A 19,893-nucleotide genomic window follows, 5' to 3' on the forward strand; every position below is an offset into this window, starting at 1 on the left:
AGCCTGCTGGCGAAGGCGGCTCAGGCCGCGCTGGAGATGTCCTTGGGCAACCGCTGATCGATCACCTGATACAGCGCGCTGCTATCGGGCCAGTTGCGCATGAACCGCGCCCGATCCCGCGCATAGGCCGGCGCGAAACTTCCGACAGAGCCGTGCTGGCACATCGAATCCAGATCGATCAGCGCCCAGCGATCCTCCTGCCAGAACAGGTTATGGCCCTTGAAGTCGCCATGGCTGATGCGCTCGGCAATCAATCGTGCGAACAGTTGATCCAGCGCCAGCAATTCGGATTCCGGCGCCGCACCGCTTTCTACATACGGCGCAAAGCGCTCGATGATGTCCGGCCCCGGCAAGAACTCGGTCACCAGGTAGGCGCGGCTGCGCAGCCACAGAAAGCGCTTTTCCAGCACCGCCAGCGGTTTCGGCGTGGCGATGCCGAGGAACGCCAGGCGATTGCCTTCACGCCACGAATGCCAGGCGCGGCTCGGGCGCCAGAAGCGCTTGAGCCAGTGCGCAAAGCCTTTGATGTTGTAGCGCTTGATCACCAGCATGCGCCCGGCCACTTCGACCTTGCCGACGCTCGCCGCGCCGCCGGTCTTGTACAGATGGCCCTGATCGAGCAGCGCGTCGGCCTGCTCCAGTACCGGGAGCATCGCCGCTTCTTCCTCGCGACGGATCGCCCGCAAGCCAAACGCACCGCGCTGCACACTGAACAACGTGCACTCGCGGCCCACCTTGATCAGGTAATCCTTCAGGCGCCAGGCGCGCACCTTGGCGATCTGCTTCTGCAAGGCTTCCAGCGGCAACGCGTGTTCGCTGTTGCTCAGCAGGTAATACACCAGCAATTCTTCGGTGAACGGCTCCAGCGACTTGGGCAACTGGGCGAAAAACACCCCGAGGTTTTCCAGCACTTTCTGCCGTGACAACGGCTGGCCAGCGGTCTCGGCGCAGATCCCGGCGCCATCGATCAGGTACAACTGACCGCCCTGGCGCAGCAGGTTGTCAAGGTGCAGATCTTCCTGCCACAGGCCTTTGCCATGCAGTTGACCGATAGCGTCCAGCGCCTCGGCGAGTACCGCCGATTGCTCGTCCGCCAGCACCGGCAGTGATTCGACTTTCTGCCAGGCATCACCGAGGCTTTCAGCACCTTCGAGGAACTCGAACAGCAGCCAGCCGCCCTCGCCATCCTTCAGGCCATCAGCCAACAACAGCGGCGTGGTCAGACCTTGTTCGGCGAGCAACTTGACGCCCGCCAGTTCGCGCTGAAAATGCCGCGCAGCCTTGCTGCCCACCAGCAATTTGGCCAGCACCGGCCGCCCGCGCCAGACCCCGGCACCGACATAGCGCTGCCCCGGTAACACCCGCAACAGACTGAGCAACTGCAAATCCGCAGGACCGGCCGCATCAGCGAGGCTGATCGTCAGCGGCAGACTCGGCGTACGTCCGGCGTTTTTCAGCTCCGACAAGCGCATCAACGGGTCTCCTTGCGACTGCGCCGTGCGGTCAGGCGCGTCACCCAGCTGTCGACCAGCGAACTGTCGACTGGCTGATCGAGATAGGCCGCGAGCAATTCGCGTAATTGCGCCTCGCTCCATTCCGGCGCGCGACGCAGCAACGGTTCCAGATCCTTGACCCGGTCGCGCATGCCGAACAACAGGGGCCGGGTCTTTTCCAGGTCGATCAACTGCGCCTTGTACGCTTCGCCATCAGCCTGCAAAAAGATGTGTTTCGGATAAAAGCAGCCATGCACCTGACGCACGCCGTGCAGCTGGCGCGCCAGCTGTCCACAGGCATTGAGAATGGCCGATTGCTGCGCGGTGCTCAGCTCGGACCAGCGTTGCAGCAACGAGTCGAGATCATCCCAGCTGTCGAGGGCACGGGTCAGCAGGATCGCCCGGACATCGCCCTTGACCTTGCGCTTACCGAAGAACGCCGCCTGTAGCGCCGGAATCCCCAGCTTGTTGTAGCGGCTGATGTTACGAAACTCACGGGCGAAACTCGGCTCGCCAAACGGCGCATGCAGGGTGCGGGTCAGGTAGTTACTCTGGCGCTTGAGGTAGTAGGCCTGCCCTTCCAGCTCCAGGCGAAACACGCTGCTCCAGCCACCGCCATCGGTGTTCGGTTCGTCCACGGCTTCGAGCTGTTTAGCCCAGAGCGCGTCGAAAGTGCCGAGGCCATGACGCTCAAGCAGCGCCCGGTCTTCAACGGCCAGGAAATCAGTCATTCGCGTCCCTCGAAAAATCTCACTACGTGGCGAATCCGTTTCTTGTCGGCGGCATTCAGCCGATCACGTCCGCGGTATTGCAGGTAGAAGCGCAGGCGCTGGGTGTTCGACAGGTGATATTTGGCCACCTTGTCGAGACAGGCCAGATCCTTGGTGATCCGGTACTTGAGCCAGAAGCCGCGCCAGAATTCGCCGTTCGGGCAGTCGATGAAATACAACTGCGCCTGATCGTCGATCAGCAGGTTGCGCCACTTCAGATCGTTATGGGTGAAACGGTGGTCATGCATGATCCGTGTGTAAGCGGCCAATTGCCGGCTGACACCATCGACCCAGGCGCGATCCTTGAGTTTCGGATCTTTGCGTTCGGCCAGCGCCGAGAGGTCTTCGGTGCGCGGCAGCTCGCGGGTGATCATGGCGCCACGGGCATAGGCCGCGCCACGTCGCTCCAGGCCCCAGGCCACCACTTCGGCGGTGGGAATGCCCCACTTGGCGAAGCGCTTGAGGTTCTGCCACTCCATCTTCACCCGGGGCTTGCCCAGGTAACGGCGCAAGCCTTTACCGGCGCCGACGTAGCGTTTGACGTAGTAATTCACGCCGTTGCGCTGCACGCGGATGACTTCGGACAGCGGATCACGGGTCAGACGTTCGCCCTGCAGGGCAAACACCGCTTCGAGGCTGCCGAAATCTTCGCTCAGTTCGCGGTATTGCGGTTCCAGAGTCCAACCCGCCATCAGAGCGCATCCCCATAACGCTGTTTGCGCGCATAGAGCTTGTTGGCCTTGCCTTCGAGCCAGCTCAGCAGCGGCGCTTCTTCGGCGAGGATCTGCCGTAGCGGCTGCTGGAAGTAGCCTTTGAGGAAACGCAGTTTGTCGCGTCGGGTCAGACCGATGTCCAGCGCCGAGAAATACAGCGCGGCCAGGTCCTTGTTGCGCCAGCGTTGAGTAATACGTGGGCGAGTCTGGGCGCGGTGCAGGTCGATCACCGACAGCTTGAAATCGCCCGGGGTGATCGGCTTGTCGGTGTGCAGCAGGAAGTGGCAGATGTAGCAGTCGCGGTGGTTGACCCCGGCGCGGTGCATCATGCCGGTCATGCGCGCGACTTCAGCGATCAGCGCGTGCTTGAGTTTCGGCTGCGGCGGGTTCTTGACCCAATCGATGCTGAAGTCTTCGAGGCTGATGGTCGGCGCCAGCTCTTCGGTGACGATGAACGAATGCTGATCCGCCGGGTTGCTGCCCTTCTCGCCGTAAGCCACGGCGGTCATGGTCGGCACGCCGACTTCCTGCAGACGCTGGATTGCCTTCCACTCCTGTCCTGCGCCGAGCACCGGCAGCTTGGCAGTCAACAGGTTCTTGAAGATCTCACCCCAGCCGATGCCACGGTGGATCTTGACGAAAAATCCGTTGCCGTCGACTTCCGTGCGCAGCGTGCGTCGAGCTTCCAGCTCGCGATAGACCTCGCCCTGCAAGCCTTCGACTTCGGCGAACGGGTCGCGCCCGGCCCAAAGGCTTTTGAACGGTTCAGCCAGCATCAACTTCATTTAAGCGTGCTCCGCCAGAATCACATCGGCCGCGTGCTGCGGCATGCTGTAGAGGTCGGCCGTCTCGGCGAAGGCCAGACCATTGCGGCTCCAGGCCGCGCGTGCAGCGTCGTCATTCAACATGTCAGTCAGGTATTGCGTCAGTTGCGCCTGATCGAACGGTTCGTCCAGCACACGCCCGGCGTCCGCCTCGGCAATGTAATGGGCATAACCGCAGACCGCGCTGACCAGCACCGGCAACCCGGCGACCAGCGCTTCGAGCAGCACGGTGCCGGTGTTTTCGTTGTACGCCGGGTGGATCAACAGATCGGCGCCGAGCAGGAAACGCGGGATATCGCTGCGGCCCTTGAGGAACGTCACGTTGTCGCCCAAGCCCAAAGTCGCACTCTGCATCTGGAACAATTTGGGGTCATCCTGGCCGATTACAAACAGCCGGGTGCGCTTCTTCAGCTCGGCAGGCAGTGCGGCCAGCGCCTTGAGGCTGCGATCGACGCCCTTGGTCTTGAACCCGGAGCCGATCTGCACCAGCAGCAGCTCGTCGTCCTTGAGGTTGAATTCGGCGCGGAAACCGGCGCGAATCTCGTCGGCATCCGCCGGCCGCCGACGATCCTGGGCGATACCCGGTGGCAGCAGGTGGAAACGCTCAAGCGGCGTGTCGTAATGCTTGATGAACAGCGGCTGCTGCACTTCGGAAATCATCAGCACTTCGGTTTTCGCGTCCTTGGCGAACACCGCGCGCTCATACTCGGCGAAGTGGCGGTAGCGGCCCCAGCGGCGGTACAGCGAATGGCGCAGGTTCTGCGCCTTGTCTTCGAAGCAGCCGTCGGCGGCGTAGTAGACGTCCAGCCCCGGCATCTTGTTGAAGCCGATCAAGCGGTCCACCGGACGCTTGGCCAGATCCGCTTCCATCCACGCCGTGAGTTTCTCGTTGCGCCGATGATTGAAGAACGCCTTGACCGGCGCCACCAGCACTTCGAAACCGGGCGGCACGTCGCCTTCCCAGATCAGCGTATAGACACGGATCTGATGGCCGCGCTTCTGGCATTCGAGGGCGATGCGCATGAAGTCGCGCTGCAAGCCACCGAACGGGAAATATTTGTACAGAACAAAAGCCAATTGCATCAGCGCAGCTCCTCAGCCATTAACAACGTGCTCAGTCGGCTGGCGACACGCTCGGGATTCAGACGCGTGAAGCACAGGGGCTGCTCGCGCTTGAGGTCAAACTGACGGGCATCCTGCGCGGTCGGTTGGTAAGTGCATTTCTTTTGCAGGCAAGGGGCGCAGGGGAAATCACTGGCCATGTGAATCTGCACCTTGCCGTAAGCGCCAGTCAGGCCCGGATTGGTCGGGCCGAACAGGGAAATCGTCGGCACATCCAGCGCGGCGGCCAGATGACCGAGACCGGTGTCCACCGCGACGCAAGCCTGGGCGCCGGCCAGCACTTTGCCGACCCCGGCCAGATTCAGCTTCGGCAGCACTTCGGCGTGCTTGAAGCCAGCAGCGATACGCTCGGCGCGGGCCTTCTCCAGCGGGTTGCCCCACGGCAGTTTGACCCCGACGCCCAGATAGCCGACCCGCTCGGTCAGCTCGCGCCAGTAGGCTTCCGGCCAGTGCTTGGTGTCCCACGTGGTGCCGTGCAGGAACACCACGAACGCACTCTTGCGCGGCAATTCCACCAGACGCTCGACGTTGAGGCCGTAGTCGCCCAGCCCTTTGGGCAGGTCATAACCAAGGGCGATGGCGAACAACTGACGCACTCGCTCCACCGCATGCTGCCCACGGGCCACCGCCAGTTTGCGGTCGTAGAACCGCGCGGCGATCGGCTCACGCGCCGAGCCTTTGTCGAGGCCGGCCACCGGGGCTTTGACGTAGCGTGTCAGCCAGGCGCTTTTCAGCAGGCCCTGGGCGTCGATCACCAGGTCATATTTGTTCGCCCGAACGGACTGCTTGAAGCGCTTCCACTCGCCGCTCTTGATCGTCTGCCAGAGGTTCTTGCGCCAGCGGCGGATCGCCACCGGAATCACCTTGCCGACGGCCGGGTGCCAGGTCGGAATCTCGGCGAAGCCTTCTTCCACCACCCAGTCGAACTTGATTCCGGGAATGGCCCGAGCCGCGTCGGTCAGCGCCGGCAACGCGTGAATCACGTCGCCCAGCGATGAAGTCTTGATCAGCAATACCCGCAACTTAATGAACCTCGATCACAGTGCCCTGCAGTTTCTGCAAGGCATCGTTGACCGCATCCGGCATCAGCTGGCGCAGGCAGTTGTAATGGCCGAACCGGCAGGTACGGTCGAAGCACGGGCTGCATTCCAGACCCAGACGGACGATTTCGACATGTTCGGCCAGCGGCGGAGTGAAGCCCGGCGACGTCGAGCCGTAGACCGCCACCAATGGACGGTTCAGCGCCGCCGCGACGTGCATCAGGCCGGAGTCGTTGGACACCACCGAGTCGGCACAGGACATCAGGTCGATGGCCTCGGCCAGCGAGGTGCCGCCGCTGAGGTTGACCGATTCTTCACGCAGGCCGGGAATCAGCCGCGCGCGAATGTCTTCGCCCACCGCGTGATCGTTCTTCGAGCCGAACAGCCACACCTGCCAGCCTTCGCGAATCCGCGCTTCAGCGACCTTGGCGTAATGCTCGGACGGCCAGCGTTTGGATTCGCCGAACTCGGCGCCGGGGCACAGGGCCAACACCGGGCGGTCGAGGGTCAGGCCGAACTTGGCCAGCGCCGCTTCGCGGGTCACCGGATCGATTTGCAGGCTCGGGCGCGGATAAGGTTGCGGCAGCTCGGCGTTCGGCTCGTAAGCCAGCGCCATGAAGCGCTCGATCATCAGCGGATAACGTTCTTTATCCAGCGTGCGCACGTCATTGAGCAGACCGTAGCGGAATTCGCCACGCCAGCCGGTGCGCTGCTTGATGCCGGCGAAAAACGGCACCAGCGCCGACTTCAGTGAGTTCGGCAGCAGGATCGCCTGATCATACTGGCCGGCCAGGGACTTGCCGATCCGCCGACGCGTCGCCAGTTCCAGCGCGCCATGGCCGAGCGGGAAGCTCAAGGCCTTGCGCACTTCAGGCATGCGCTCCAGGATCGGCCGGCTCCACTCGGGGGCCAGCACGTCGATTTCGCATTGCGGGTGGCGCTGTTTGAGACACTGGAACAGTGTCTGCGCCATCACCATGTCACCGACCCAACTGGGCCCAACGATCAGAATATTCATGTGGTTTCCATAAACGAACCGGGGAGGCATTTACGCCTCCCCGCCTCGAGAATCACTGAGGGAGCGGCGCTGCTTGCGATGGGTCATTACCTTCAACATGACTGTCGACTGTCACTCCGCTATCGCGAGCAGGCTCGCTCCCACATGGTTTGTTCGCCTTACTTCGGATCTACAGACACTGTAAATCCACTGTGGGAGCGAGCTTGCTCGCGAAGGGGCCATCACATCCGACATCGGTGTCATCTGACACTCCGTCTTCGCGAGCAAGCTCGCTCCCACAAGGTATTCGGTGCTTCAAATATCCGGTTTTAACTCAGCCCCAGCTCTTTCCATATCCGCAATACCTGCCGGCGCTCCTCGACAAACTGGTCGCCAGCAATCACCCCGGCATCCTTCTGCAAGGCCTGCCGGTGGGCGGCGGAGCGGTAGGCTTTATAGGCCTCGCGCAACAGGCCGGCATCTTCGGCAGGCATCAGCCCTTCGTGTTCCAGCTCTTCCAGAATGCGGATGTTATCGGTCCAGCGCAGCAACGGCGGGTGGCTGTGCGACCACGCCAGGGCCGCGTATTGCACCATAAATTCAATATCGACGATACCTCCGGCGTCCTGCTTGAGGTCGAACGGCGCCGTGGCCTCGAAGGCATTTGCCGCGGTACCGGCCGCCGTGCTCTTGCTGCCGAGGTTATCGCGCATCTTGGCGCGCATCTCGCTGACTTCCTGTTGCAGCTTCGCCAGATCCCGTGCCTTGCCCAAAACCTGCGCGCGGACTTTTTCGAACGCCTGACCGACATCCTGACTGCCGACCAGCACCCGCGCCCGCACCAGCGCCTGATGTTCCCAGGTCCAGGCTTCATTTTCCTGATAGCGCTCAAACGCCCCCAGCGAACTGACCAACAGCCCCGACGCACCGGACGGGCGCAAACGCATGTCCACTTCATACAGCTGGCCGGAGTTGGTCTGCGCCGTCAGCAAGTGAATGATCCGCTGTCCCAGCCGGGTGAAGAACTGCGCGCCATCGATCGGCTTCGGCCCGTCGGTTTCCGCCTGCGGATCGCCGTCATGGATGAACACCAGATCCAGGTCCGAACCATGCCCCAGTTCCAGCCCGCCGACTTTGCCATAACCGACGATGATGAAGCCGGGATCGCACAAACTGCCGTCAGTGCGCAGCGGCGTGCCGTACTTGGCCACCGTCTGACGCCAGGCCAGCGCCAGCACTTGCTCGAGAATCGCTTCGGCGAGCCAGGTCAGGTAATCGCTGACTTTCATCAACGGCAGACTGCCGGCGATTTCCGAAGCGGCGACGCGCAAGCGGTGCGCCAGTTTGAAGTGACGCAGGGCTTCCATCTGCTGTTCGAGGTCATCTTCGGGGATCCGCGTCAGCCGCTCGCGCAGCTCGGCGGCGAGTTCCGGCGCCAGTGGCGGCTTGAACAGCCGGCCTTCATTGAGCAACTCGTCGAGCAGCAGCGGGAAACGGGTAATCTGTTCGGCAATCCACGGACTGGCCGCACACAGCGTCAGCAAGCGCCGCAGGGCGCCGGGGTTTTCCGTCAGCAGGACTAAATAAGCCGAACGTCGGGCGACCGCTTCGACCAGCGGCAGCACCCGCTCCAGCACCAGATCCGGGTTGTCATGCTCCACCGCCTGGGCCAGCAGGCGCGGGATAAACGCATCAAGACGCTCGCGACCCAGCCGCTGCATCGCGCGCAATTGCGGACTGCCGCGCAAACCGGCCAGCGCTTTCAGCGCTTTGCTCGCGTCCTTGAAGCCGCCCTCTTCCAGTTGCCGACAAGCAGCCTCTTCGTCCTGCTCCTCTTCCCACAGCGGCAACCATTCACCGCCGACCACCACTTCACAGTCGGCGCCCTCTTCTTCATCGGGATCGGCGATCACCTGCGCAAAGTGCCAGGCCACCCGGCCGCGCCAGAACATCAGTTTTTCGTGGAAGGCCTGCCAATCGGCAAAACCGAGCATGAAGGCGATCCGTGCCTGATCCTGAGCGCCGTCCGGCAACATCTGGGTCTGGCGATCGGCAATCGCCTGGATCGCGTGCTCGGTGTAACGCAGGAATTCATAACCTTCGCGCAATTCACTGATCACTGCCGGCGGCAGATAGCCCTGCCCTTCCAGCGTGCTCAATACCTTTAATAGAGGACGCTGTTGCAGACTGAGATCGCGCCCGCCGTGGATCAACTGGAAGGCCTGGGCAATGAACTCGACCTCGCGGATACCGCCGGAGCCGAGTTTGATGTTGTCGGCCATGCCCTTGCGCCGCACTTCCTGCTGGATCAACTGCTTCATGGTGCGCAGCGCTTCGATCGCCGAGAAGTCCAGATAACGCCGGTAAACGAACGGACGCAGCATGTCGAGCAACTGAGCGCCGGCGGTTTGATCACCGGCCACCACCCGCGCCTTGATCATCGCGTAGCGTTCCCAGTCGCGGCCCTGATCCTGGTAATACTGCTCAAGCGCGTTGAAGCTCAGCACCAGCGCGCCGGACGAACCGTACGGGCGCAGGCGCATGTCGACGCGGAATACAAAGCCGTCGACGGTCATCGGGTCGAGGGCCTTGATCAGGCGCTGGCCGAGACGAATGAAGAATTCCTGATTATCCAGCGCGCGCTTCACGCCGACGGTTTCGCCGCCCTCGGGGTAGGCGAAGATCAGGTCGATGTCCGACGACAGGTTCAACTCGACCGCGCCAAGCTTGCCCATGCCGAGGATGACCATTTGCTGGGGCAGACCACTGCGCCGGCCGGTCGGCGTACCGAACTGCTGGCAATGGCGGCTGTACAGCCATTGATAAGCCTGGTCGATGGTGGCGTCGGCCATGTCGGAAAGGTCGCGGCAGGTCTGCACCAGATCGGCCTGGCGGTTGAGGTCACGCCAGATGATCCGCACTTGATGGCGGGCGCGCTGGCGGCGCAGGACACGACCGAGTTCGTCTTCGCTTTGCGCGGTGTTCACGGCGGCGGCAATCTGCGCGCACAGCTCTCCTGGCGCGAACGGTCGGTCGAGCTCACCGGACTGCACCAGTGACAGCAACATCAAAGGGTCACGAACGCTCTGTTCAATGACGAAATCGCTGGCGGCACTGACGCGGGCGAATTGCGCCCAGCGTTCCGGCGTCCAGTTCGAGAAGCCGAGATCGTCTTCCAGCGCGGCGACGGCCGTACGGAACGACTGCTCGGATCGAGTGACCAACGGCAGGAGAATGGCGGGGAGTTCAGCGAGCACGGGCAGGGTCATGGTCTATCCTTGATCGGCGTGTAAATGGCCGCTTGTAGTGTTTGATGAAAACCCGCTACGCGAAGGACTGTCGAACAAAAGTTAGAAATAGCTGAAATTTCTTCTTCTTTGGCATCCAGCATCAAACTTTCACCTTTTTCGGATGGTAATCGACCAACCTTAACGATTATTCTCACAACGCAGTCGGAGGCCACAAGCCTTTCCTCTGTAGTTTTACTACTCGTCTATACAGGCGAAAGGCTGAAATGCTCAAAGATTTGTAGTAAAACTACACGCCGCCGGAACAACCTGTCGGCAATCCAAGAATTTTAAATCGTCTGCCCACAAGGCCAGTCGCAAACTCAGGCAACCGATTCTGGAAGCCTTTCCGCCCTGGAGCAAGCCATGCAAGACCTCGATCCCGTCGAAACCCAGGAATGGCTGGACGCCCTGGAATCGGTTCTCGACAAAGAAGGCGAAGACCGTGCTCACTATCTGATGACCCGTATGGGTGAACTGGCGACCCGCAGCGGTTCGCAGCTCCCTTACGCCATCACCACGCCTTACCGCAACACCATCCCGGTAACCCACGAAGCACGCATGCCTGGCGACCTGTTCATGGAACGCCGCATTCGCTCGCTGGTGCGCTGGAACGCGATGGCCATGGTAATGCGTACGAACCTGAAAGATTCTGACCTGGGTGGTCACATCTCCAGCTTCGCTTCCAGCGCGACCCTGTATGACATCGGCTTCAACTACTTCTTCCAGGCCCCGACCGACGAACACGGCGGCGACCTGATCTACTTCCAGGGCCACACCTCGCCAGGCGTTTACGCCCGCGCGTTCATGGAAGGCCGCATCACCGAAGACCAGATGAACAACTTCCGCCAGGAAGTCGACGGTCAGGGCCTGTCGTCCTACCCGCACCCTTGGCTGATGCCTGACTTCTGGCAGTTCCCGACCGTATCCATGGGTCTGGGTCCGATCCAGGCGATCTACCAGGCACGCTTCATGAAGTACCTGGAACACCGCGGTTTCATCCAGCCGGGCAAACAGAAAGTCTGGTGCTTCCTGGGCGACGGCGAATGCGACGAGCCGGAATCCCTGGGCGCGATCTCCCTGGCCGGCCGCGAGAAGCTGGACAACCTGATTTTCGTCATCAACTGCAACCTGCAGCGCCTCGACGGCCCGGTTCGCGGCAACGGCAAGATCATCCAGGAACTCGAAGGCGTGTTCCGCGGTGCCCAGTGGAACGTGACCAAAGTCATCTGGGGCCGTTTCTGGGACCCACTGCTGGCCAAAGACGTCGACGGCATCCTGCAACGTCGCATGGACGAAGTCATCGACGGCGAGTACCAGAACTACAAAGCCAAAGACGGCGCGTTCGTTCGCGAGCACTTCTTCAACACGCCTGAACTCAAGGCGATGGTTGCCGATCTGTCCGACGACGAGATCTGGAAACTCAACCGTGGCGGCCACGACCCGTACAAGGTCTATGCGGCGTACCACGAAGCGGTCAACCACAAAGAACAACCAACCGTCATCCTGGCCAAGACCATCAAGGGTTATGGCACCGGTGCCGGCGAAGCGAAAAACACTGCGCACAACACCAAGAAAGTCGACGTCGACAGCCTGAAGTTGTTCCGCGACCGCTTCGACATCCCGGTCAAGGACGAAGAGCTGGAGAACCTGCCGTTCTTCAAGCCAGAGCCAAACAGCGCCGAAGCCCGCTACCTGAGCGAGCGCCGTGCCGCACTGGGCGGTTTCGTACCGCAGCGCCGCGCGCAGAGCTTCAGCGTACCGACCCCGGACCTGGACACCCTCAAAGCCATCCTCGATGGTTCGGGCGACCGTGAAATTTCCACCACCATGGCCTTCGTGCGGATCCTCGCGCAACTGGTCAAGGACAAGGAAATCGGCCCGCGCATCGTGCCGATCATCCCGGACGAAGCCCGTACCTTCGGTATGGAAGGCATGTTCCGTCAGCTGGGCATCTACTCGTCCGTCGGCCAGCTCTACGAGCCAGTCGATAAAGACCAGGTGATGTTCTACAAGGAAGACCAGAAAGGTCAGATCCTTGAAGAAGGCATCAACGAAGCAGGCGCCATGAGCTCGTTCATCGCTGCCGGTACTTCGTACTCCAGCCACAACCAGCCGATGCTGCCGTTCTACATCTTCTACTCGATGTTCGGCTTCCAGCGTATCGGTGACCTGGCCTGGGCCGCTGGCGACAGCCGTACCCGTGGTTTCCTGATCGGCGGCACCGCCGGCCGTACCACCCTGAACGGTGAAGGCCTGCAGCACGAAGACGGTCACAGCCACCTGCTGGCCGCGACCATCCCGAACTGCCGCACCTACGATCCGACCTACGGCTACGAGCTGGCGGTGATCATTCAGGACGGCATGAAGAAGATGACCGAAGAGCAACAGGACATCTTCTACTACATCACCGTGATGAACGAGTCGTACCAGCAGCCAGCCATGCCGGCCGGTGCCGAAGAAGGCATCAAGAAAGGCATGTACCTGCTCGAAGAAGACACCCGCGATGCAGCGCACCACGTACAGCTGATGGGCTCCGGCACCATCCTGCGTGAAGTGCGTGAAGCGGCGAAGATCCTGCGTGAAGAGTTCAACATCGGCGCTGACGTATGGAGCGTCACCAGCTTCAACGAACTGCGTCGCGACGGCCTGGCCGTAGAGCGCAGCAACCGTCTGAAGCCTGGCCAGAAGCCCAAGCAGAGCTACGTTGAAGAGTGCCTGAGCGGCCGTAAGGGTCCGGTCATTGCCTCTACCGACTACATGAAGCTGTTCGCCGAGCAGATCCGTCAGTGGGTACCGTCCAAGGAATTCAAAGTCCTGGGCACCGACGGTTTCGGCCGCAGCGACAGCCGCAAGAAACTGCGTCATTTCTTCGAAGTCGACCGTCATTTCGTGGTGTTGGCAGCCCTGGAAGCACTGGCTGACCGTGGTGATATCGAACCTAAAGTGGTGGCCGAGGCCATCGTCAAGTTCGGCATCGACCCGGAAAAACGCAACCCACTGGACTGCTGAGGAGACATTTTGTGAGCGAACTCATTCGCGTACCTGACATCGGCAGCGGTGAAGGTGAAGTAATTGAACTGTTTGTGAAGGTCGGCGACCGTATCGAAGCCGACCAGAGCATCCTGACCCTGGAATCGGACAAGGCCAGCATGGAAGTGCCAGCCCCGAAAGCCGGCGTCATCAAGAGCCTGAAAGTCAAGCTGGGCGACCGCCTGAAAGAAGGCGACGAACTGCTCGAGCTGGAAGTCGAGGGCGCCGCGCAAGCGGCTCCTGCGCCCGCCGCTGCACCGGCGGCAAAAGCTGAAGCCAAACCGGCTGCTGCGCCTGCTGCCGCTGCTCCTGCACCAGCCGCTGCCCCTGCTGCCTCTTCGGTTCAGCAAGTGCACGTGCCGGATATCGGTTCGTCGGGCAAGGCCCAGATCATCGAAATCCAGGTCAAGGTCGGCGACAAGGTCGAGGCTGATCAGTCGCTGATCACCCTGGAATCCGACAAGGCCAGCATGGAAATCCCGTCTCCTGCCGCTGGCGTGGTCAAGGCCATCAGCGTCAAGCTCAACGACGAAGTCGGCACCGGCGACCTGATTCTGGATCTGGAAGTGGCAGGTGCTGCGGCCCCTGCTGCTGCCGCTCCGGCTCAGGCTGCTGCGCCAGCCGCTGCTGCTGCTGCGCCGGCGACCGCCGCCGCTCCAGCCGCACCGGTTGCCGACAGCGTTCAGGACATCCACGTTCCGGACATCGGTTCGGCCGGCAAGGCCAAGATCATCGAAGTCCTGGTCAAGGCTGGTGACAGCGTTGAAGCCGACCAGTCGCTGATCACCCTGGAATCCGACAAGGCGAGCATGGAAATTCCATCGCCTGCCGCTGGCGTGGTGGAAAGCATTTCCATCAAGCTGGACGACGAAGTCGGTACCGGCGACCTGATCCTCAAGCTGAAAGTCAAAGGCGCGGCCCCCGCTGCTGCCCCGGCTCCAGCCGCTGCTGCTGCACCAAGCGCTCCGGCACCGGCCGCTGCTGCTCCGGCTGCCGCTGCACCTGCTGCTACCGCTCCAGTTGCTGCTCCGGCCAAGCCTGGCGCGAAAGTTCACGCCGGCCCTGCCGTGCGTCAACTGGCCCGCGAATTCGGCGTCGAGCTGAGCGCTGTTGGCGCCAGCGGTCCGCACGGTCGCATCCTCAAGGAAGACGTGCAGGTTTACGTCAAGGCGATGATGCAGAAGGCCAAGGAAGCGCCGGCTGCTGGCGGCGCAACCGGTGGCGCGGGCATCCCGCCGATCCCGGTCGTGGACTTCAGCCGCTTCGGTGAAATCGAAGAAGTGCCGATGACCCGTCTGATGCAGGTCGGCGCCGCCAACCTGCACCGCAGCTGGCTGAACGTGCCGCACGTGACGCAATTCGACTCGGCGGACATCACCGAGCTGGAAGCCTTCCGTGTTGCGCAAAAAGCCGTCGCCGAGAAGGCTGGCGTCAAGCTGACCATCCTGCCGCTGCTGCTCAAGACCTGCGCGCACCTGCTCAAGGAGCTGCCGGACTTCAACAGTTCGCTGGCGCCAAGCGGCAAGGCGATCATTCGCAAGAAGTACGTCAACATCGGTTTCGCGGTCGACACTCCGGATGGCCTGCTGGTCCCGGTGATCAAGAACGTCGACCAGAAGAGCCTGCTGCAACTGGCTGCTGAAGCGGCTTCGCTGGCTGAAAAAGCCCGCACCAAGAAGCTCTCTTCGGACGAGATGCAAGGCGCCTGCTTCACAATTTCCAGTCTTGGCCACATTGGCGGCACCGGCTTCACGCCGATCGTCAACGCGCCGGAAGTGGCGATCCTCGGTGTTTCCAAGGCAACCATCCAGCCAGTCTGGGACGGCAAAGCCTTCCAGCCGAAACTGATGCTGCCACTGTCGCTGTCCTACGATCACCGCGTGATCAACGGCGCTGCTGCTGCACGCTTCACCCAGCGTCTGGGCAGCCTGCTGGGCGACATCCGCACCATCCTGCTGTAAAGCAATCGGCCCTCCGGCAACGGAGGGCCGATCGCGTTCCACGTTTTCGAGCGCCACACGCTCGTACCTCAACCCCGTCAGTTTGACGGGGCTTTTTTTGCCCGCAGAAAAGTTACAACGCTTTTATTCCTACAACTTCGGTCTACTTAAGCCACGAGTCCAGTCCACTTTGCGCCGATATTTTTTATCTACCGACAACTAACCTTGGCGCCACAAGTTAAACGAACAACTTGTTTAAAACCAACCGTAATTCAAGTAATCAATTCGAATGGATTCGAACATGTTAAAACCAACTGTCGGCCCGATTATTGGCCATGTAACAACTAATCATGCACGCATCTTCATGCGCGGCGACTCGCAAAACAATGCCACGGTATTTGCCGGCCTGCGTTATCGAAAACCGGGCAGCACACAATGGTCAAGGGGCCGTTTTGCCCGTTTGAGTGCATTACGCGATCTCTGCCACGTCTTCTCTTTGAATGACCTGGACAGTCATTGTGAGTACGAATACCAGACGGGCTGGTTCAGTCCCATGAGCCCGGTGCATACCGTCGAAAGCATCGCCGAATTGCCTTTGCAATGGCCGCGCGAGATCTACCGCTTTCGCACCCGCGTCAGCGACGCCGTGCAGCCACGCGCTTACATCATCGGCTCCTGTCGCTACCTGCGCATGACCGCCGGCATTGCTTCCCTGCCCCAATTTGGCGACCGCATATTCGCCTCGATCAATCAGTTGATCGAAGGCGCCGAGCCGCCGATCAGCGCTACCCTGATGACCGGAGACCAGATCTATGTCGACGACCTCAACCTGATTGCCCCGGATCGCGAATACCAGGACATCCTCAATAAATATCGCGCGGCGTTCTCGCAACCGAATATTCAGCGACTGATGTCCGGCACTTCGACTTACATGATCCTCGACGATCACGAAATTGAAGACAACTGGCCGGCTAACGCCAGCAAGTCCGATCATGAGTTATATCGCAATGCAATGGCGGCGTATGAGGTATATCAAGCCAGTCATAGTCCGGCGCATGAACTAACCGTTGATGGCGAGATTGATCATTCGAAACTGGCGCATTACTGGTATCAGTTCAGCGATGGCGATATTGAATGGTTTGTCACTGATAGCCGTACTCGGCGCAACCTGGCTGCTGATGATCGACGCATCCTGGACAGCGAGCAGGAACAGGCCTTGGTCGCCTGGCTAAGCACCAGCAAGGCACGGGTCAAATTCGTGGTCACCAGCGTGATGTTTTACCCGGATCGCAAACTGCACGGCGACGATGCGTGGAAAGCCTTCCCGGAGCAGCGCCTGCGCCTGCTGGAAACCATCCGCACCCGACGCATCAAAAATGTCGTGTTTGTCTCGGGCGATGTGCATGGCTCGCTGACCTCGCGCCTGACGCATAGTGAAGACCCGGATTTCGAAGTCCACACCATCGTTTCCTCGCCGCTGTGCAACAGCAAGCTGTTGCCCTATGCCAAGGCGTCGACGTTCATCCTCGATCAACCGCTCGCGCGCACGGCCGCGGGCGATTATCAACATGAGTTGACCAGTGCGGTGGTCAGCGAGGACAACTTCGCACATGTGGCGGTTGAGACTGATCATATTTTGGTCAATTACCATGATCGGGATGGCAAGCAGCTGCAATCGATCAGCCTGAAATTACGTTGAAATCTTAAAAGATCGCAGCCTGCGGCAGCTCCTACATCGGTATGCATCCCCTGTAGGAGCTGCCGCAGGCTGCGATCTTTTGCTCTTTTCAATCACCCACTGGAGAAATGCCCCGAGCAGCCGACATATTCTTATAGCACTTGGCCTTCATCTCTCTTGTCAGTCGGTGCCGCAATGATGCAACCTTGCCGCAGGCAACAGTAAAGAGGGCGAGAGCCCGGCGCGTTCAGCATATTTCCAAGCGAGTTCCTTCATGAAGAGCCAACCCGATGCCGCCAGCCGTATGGCGGCCGAGGTAGTGACGCAGTTGCCTGTGCCCTCGCGGCTCGGCATGCTGCGTTTCGAGCGCTTGAATGAAGCCAGCTGGGCGATGCTGTTTCTTGACCCCAACTGCGAACGCCAGTTCGGCCAGCCGGCCGTCGAGCTCTGTGCACTGGTCGGTTCACCCTATGCCAGCCTGATGGAGCCCGAAGCGCGCTATCAGTTGCACGACGCCATCCAGCAACAACTGCGCGACAGCCCGCATTATCTGGTGCGCTACACCCTGCACACCGCCGCCGGCGTGCTGAGCATCCTCGAACTCGGCGAAGCCTACAAACAGCACAATCGGCACCTGTTGCGCGGTTATCTGCTGGCGGTCGACAACGTGTTCGACGAAGCCCCCGCGCTGCCGTCCGTCGACCTCGAAACCCAGAACTCGCGCCTGCAGATCGCCCTCGAACTCAACCAGCGCGCCCAGCAGGAACAACTGCAGCACCTCGATCGCGTACGCGCCCAGCAGGATCTGATTCTGCTGCTCGCGCGCCAGCGCTACAGCAGCCATAACTCGCTGCAGGAAGCCGCCGAACTGATCACCCGCTGCGCCTGCGATATCTATGAAATCGACTGCGCCAGCCTGTGGAACCTCGAAGGCAATCTGCTGGTGCCGATTTCCGCGTATCACCGCGCGACGCAGGAATACATCCTGCCCGAGGTGATCGACATCAGCGGCTTCCCCGACTACATGGAAGCGCTGCACGGCAGCCGCGCCATCGACGCGCACAATGCGATGCGCGACCCGCGCACCCGCGAGATGGCCGAAGCCCTGCGCCCGCGCGACGTCAACGCGATGCTCGACGCCAGTATCCGGGTCGACGGCCAGGTGGTCGGCGTGCTTTGCCTGGAGCAGACCGGCGTGACCCGCTCCTGGCAGTCCGACGAAATCGCCTTTGCCGGTGAGCTGGCCGACCAGTTCGCTCAGGTCATCAACAACCACAACCGGCGCACCGCCACCAGCGCCCTGCACCTGTTCCAGCGCGCAGTCGAGCAAAGTGCCAACGCCTTTCTGCTGGTCAATTGCGACGGCGTGGTCGAGTACGTCAACCCGAGTTTCACCGCGATCACCCAGTACTCCACCGAGGAAGTCCACGGCCAGCGTCTGTCGGAACTGCCGGCCCTGGAAAACCTCAGCGAGCTGCTGTTCGACGCGCCCTCGGCGCTGGCCAAGAGCAACAGCTGGCAGGGCGAATTCAAGAGCCGCCGGAAAAACCTCGAACCGTACTGGGGCCAGTTGTCGATCTCCAAGGTGTATGGCGACAACCGCGAGCTGACGCACTACATCGGCATCTACGAAGACATCACCCAGACCAAACTGGCGCAGCAGCGCATCGAACGTCTGGCGTACACCGACAACCTGACCAACCTCGGCAACCGCCCGGCGTTTATCCGCAATCTGGACGAACGCTTCGCCCGCGATAGCGACACCCCAATCAGCCTGCTGCTGGTGGACATCGACAACTTCAAGCGGATCAACGACAGCCTCGGTCACCAGACCGGCGACAAACTGCTGATCAGCCTGGCCCGACGTCTGCGCAACAGTCTGAGCCCGAGCGGCAGCCTCGCGCGCTTCGCCAGTAATGAATTTGCGGTGCTGCTCGACGACACCGACCTCGCCACCGGCCAGCAGATCGCCAACCAACTGCTGGCAACCCTCGACAAACCGATGTTCGTCGACAACCAACTGATCAGCGTCACCGGCTCCGTAGGCCTGGCTTGCGCGCCTCTGCACGGCCGCGATCCGCAGACTCTGATGCGCAACGCCGGGCTGGCCCTGCACAAGGCCAAGGCTAACGGCAAACATCAGGTCCAGGTGTTCACCGAAGCACTCAACGCCGAGGCCAGTTACAAGCTGTTCGTCGAGAACAACCTGCGCCGCGCCCTGACCCAGAACGAGCTGGACGTGTTCTACCAGCCCAAGCTGTGCCTGCGCAGCGGGCGCCTGCTGGGCATGGAAGCGTTGCTGCGCTGGAACCACCCGGAGCGCGGCATGATCCGCCCGGACCAGTTCATCAGCGTCGCCGAAGAAACCGGCCTGATCATCCCGATCGGCAAGTGGATTGCGCGCCAGGCCTGCCGCATGAGCAAGGCCCTGACGGCCGCTGGCCTGGGCAATCTGCAAGTGGCGATCAACCTCTCGCCGAAGCAGTTCTCCGACCCGGATCTGGTCGCGTCCATCGCCAACATCCTCAAGGAAGAAGCGCTGCCGGCCAATCTGCTCGAACTGGAGCTGACCGAAGGACTGCTGCTGGAAGCCACCGAAGACACCCACTTGCAGCTCGACCAGCTCAAGCGCCTGGGCCTGACCCTGGCCATGGACGATTTCGGTACCGGTTATTCGTCGCTCAGCTACCTGAAGAAATTCCCGATCGACATCATCAAGATCGATCGCAGCTTCATCCACGAAATCCCCGACAATCAGGACGACATGGAAATCACCTCCGCGGTGATCGCCATGGCCCACAACCTGAAGCTCAAGGTCGTGGCCGAAGGCATCGAGACCGCCGAGCAACTGGCGTTCCTGCGTCGCCACCGCTGCGACGTCGGCCAGGGCTACCTGTTCGACCGGCCGATCCCCGGCGCCGAGCTGATCCAGGCGCTCAAGCGCTACCCGCGCGGCCCGCTCTGCCTCTAAAAACACCGCTGATCCCTTGTAGGAG

Annotated in this window: 13 protein-coding genes; 4 read left to right on the forward strand and 9 right to left on the reverse strand. The window is 61.3% G+C overall.

The window, feature by feature from the left end; all coding sequences use genetic code 11:
- Positions 1-20 precede the first annotated feature (20 nt).
- The 9 genes from PMI25_RS18085 to PMI25_RS29780 form a co-directional block, all read right to left on the reverse strand.
- Positions 21-1,472, reverse strand: coding sequence for a lipopolysaccharide kinase InaA family protein (locus tag PMI25_RS18085; protein WP_007967351.1), 1,452 nt, complete (start codon positions 1,470-1,472; stop codon positions 21-23).
- A complete protein-coding gene (locus tag PMI25_RS18090; protein WP_007967350.1) occupies positions 1,472-2,224 on the reverse strand; it encodes a lipopolysaccharide kinase InaA family protein in 753 nt (250 codons plus the stop codon). Before PMI25_RS18090 ends, PMI25_RS18085 begins: the two co-directional genes overlap by 1 nt.
- Positions 2,221-2,955, reverse strand: coding sequence for a lipopolysaccharide kinase InaA family protein (locus tag PMI25_RS18095; RefSeq protein WP_007967348.1), 735 nt, complete (start codon positions 2,953-2,955; stop codon positions 2,221-2,223). Before PMI25_RS18095 ends, PMI25_RS18090 begins: the two co-directional genes overlap by 4 nt.
- Positions 2,955-3,761, reverse strand: coding sequence for a lipopolysaccharide core heptose(I) kinase RfaP (gene rfaP, locus PMI25_RS18100; RefSeq protein ID WP_007967346.1), 807 nt, complete (start codon positions 3,759-3,761; stop codon positions 2,955-2,957). The genes PMI25_RS18095 and rfaP overlap by 1 nt, the downstream gene beginning before the upstream one ends.
- Entirely contained in the window at positions 3,762-4,883 is a 1,122-nt protein-coding gene (locus PMI25_RS18105; protein WP_007967344.1) for a glycosyltransferase family 4 protein, read from the reverse strand.
- The gene (gene waaC / locus PMI25_RS18110) at positions 4,883-5,944 is read right to left on the reverse strand and encodes a lipopolysaccharide heptosyltransferase I (RefSeq protein ID WP_007967342.1); all 1,062 of its coding nucleotides are present in this window, start codon (positions 5,942-5,944) and stop codon (positions 4,883-4,885) included. The genes PMI25_RS18105 and waaC overlap by 1 nt, the downstream gene beginning before the upstream one ends.
- A gap of 1 nt (position 5,945) precedes the next feature.
- Entirely contained in the window at positions 5,946-6,980 is a 1,035-nt protein-coding gene (waaF, locus tag PMI25_RS18115; protein ID WP_045122113.1) for a lipopolysaccharide heptosyltransferase II, read from the reverse strand.
- Between the two features lie 308 nt (positions 6,981-7,288).
- Positions 7,289-10,228 carry a bifunctional [glutamate--ammonia ligase]-adenylyl-L-tyrosine phosphorylase/[glutamate--ammonia-ligase] adenylyltransferase gene (gene glnE, locus PMI25_RS18120; RefSeq protein WP_007967339.1) on the reverse strand — a complete coding sequence of 980 codons (2,940 nt, stop codon included), beginning with the start codon at positions 10,226-10,228 and terminating at the stop codon, positions 7,289-7,291.
- Positions 10,225-10,350, reverse strand: a complete 126-nt coding sequence (locus tag PMI25_RS29780; RefSeq protein ID WP_256198919.1) for a hypothetical protein — start codon at positions 10,348-10,350, stop codon at positions 10,225-10,227. The genes glnE and PMI25_RS29780 overlap by 4 nt, the downstream gene beginning before the upstream one ends.
- A 262-nt stretch (positions 10,351-10,612) precedes the next feature.
- Here PMI25_RS29780 and aceE point away from each other — a divergent pair, with 262 nt between their 5' ends.
- The 4 genes from aceE to PMI25_RS18140 all read left to right on the forward strand — a co-directional run bounded on the left by aceE (position 10,613) and on the right by PMI25_RS18140 (position 19,868).
- Positions 10,613-13,258 carry a pyruvate dehydrogenase (acetyl-transferring), homodimeric type gene (gene aceE, locus PMI25_RS18125; protein WP_003220999.1) on the forward strand — a complete coding sequence of 882 codons (2,646 nt, stop codon included), beginning with the start codon at positions 10,613-10,615 and terminating at the stop codon, positions 13,256-13,258.
- An 11-nt stretch (positions 13,259-13,269) separates the two neighbouring features.
- Positions 13,270-15,240 (forward strand): dihydrolipoyllysine-residue acetyltransferase, encoded by a 1,971-nt coding sequence (aceF, locus tag PMI25_RS18130; protein WP_007967337.1) that lies wholly within the window; start codon positions 13,270-13,272, stop codon positions 15,238-15,240.
- A gap of 280 nt (positions 15,241-15,520) precedes the next feature.
- A complete protein-coding gene (locus PMI25_RS18135; protein ID WP_007967335.1) occupies positions 15,521-16,918 on the forward strand; it encodes an alkaline phosphatase D family protein in 1,398 nt (465 codons plus the stop codon).
- 253 nt (positions 16,919-17,171) lie between these two features.
- Positions 17,172-19,868, forward strand: a complete 2,697-nt coding sequence (locus tag PMI25_RS18140; RefSeq protein ID WP_007967334.1) for a putative bifunctional diguanylate cyclase/phosphodiesterase — start codon at positions 17,172-17,174, stop codon at positions 19,866-19,868.
- The last annotated feature ends 25 nt before the right edge of the window (positions 19,869-19,893 follow it).

This window comes from Pseudomonas sp. GM30 (assembly GCF_000282275.2).
In the GTDB taxonomy this organism is placed as follows: Bacteria; Pseudomonadota; Gammaproteobacteria; order Pseudomonadales; family Pseudomonadaceae; genus Aquipseudomonas.

What these genes read in the sequence shown, in the direction of transcription:
- PMI25_RS18085 (WP_007967351.1), bottom strand. Translation starts at nt 1,472, where the DNA reads ATGCGCTTGTCGGAGCTGAAAAACGCCGGACGTACGCCGAGTCTGCCG.
- PMI25_RS18090 (WP_007967350.1), bottom strand. Translation starts at nt 2,224, where the DNA reads ATGACTGATTTCCTGGCCGTTGAAGACCGGGCGCTGCTTGAGCGTCAT.
- PMI25_RS18095 (WP_007967348.1), bottom strand. Translation starts at nt 2,955, where the DNA reads ATGGCGGGTTGGACTCTGGAACCGCAATACCGCGAACTGAGCGAAGAT.
- rfaP (WP_007967346.1), bottom strand. Translation starts at nt 3,761, where the DNA reads ATGAAGTTGATGCTGGCTGAACCGTTCAAAAGCCTTTGGGCCGGGCGC.
- PMI25_RS18105 (WP_007967344.1), bottom strand. Translation starts at nt 4,883, where the DNA reads ATGCAATTGGCTTTTGTTCTGTACAAATATTTCCCGTTCGGTGGCTTG.
- waaF (WP_045122113.1), bottom strand. Translation starts at nt 6,980, where the DNA reads ATGAATATTCTGATCGTTGGGCCCAGTTGGGTCGGTGACATGGTGATG.
- glnE (WP_007967339.1), bottom strand. Translation starts at nt 10,228, where the DNA reads ATGACCCTGCCCGTGCTCGCTGAACTCCCCGCCATTCTCCTGCCGTTG.
- PMI25_RS29780 (WP_256198919.1), bottom strand. Translation starts at nt 10,350, where the DNA reads ATGCTGGATGCCAAAGAAGAAGAAATTTCAGCTATTTCTAACTTTTGT.
- aceE (WP_003220999.1), top strand. Translation starts at nt 10,613, where the DNA reads ATGCAAGACCTCGATCCCGTCGAAACCCAGGAATGGCTGGACGCCCTG.
- PMI25_RS18135 (WP_007967335.1), top strand. Translation starts at nt 15,521, where the DNA reads ATGTTAAAACCAACTGTCGGCCCGATTATTGGCCATGTAACAACTAAT.
- PMI25_RS18140 (WP_007967334.1), top strand. Translation starts at nt 17,172, where the DNA reads ATGAAGAGCCAACCCGATGCCGCCAGCCGTATGGCGGCCGAGGTAGTG.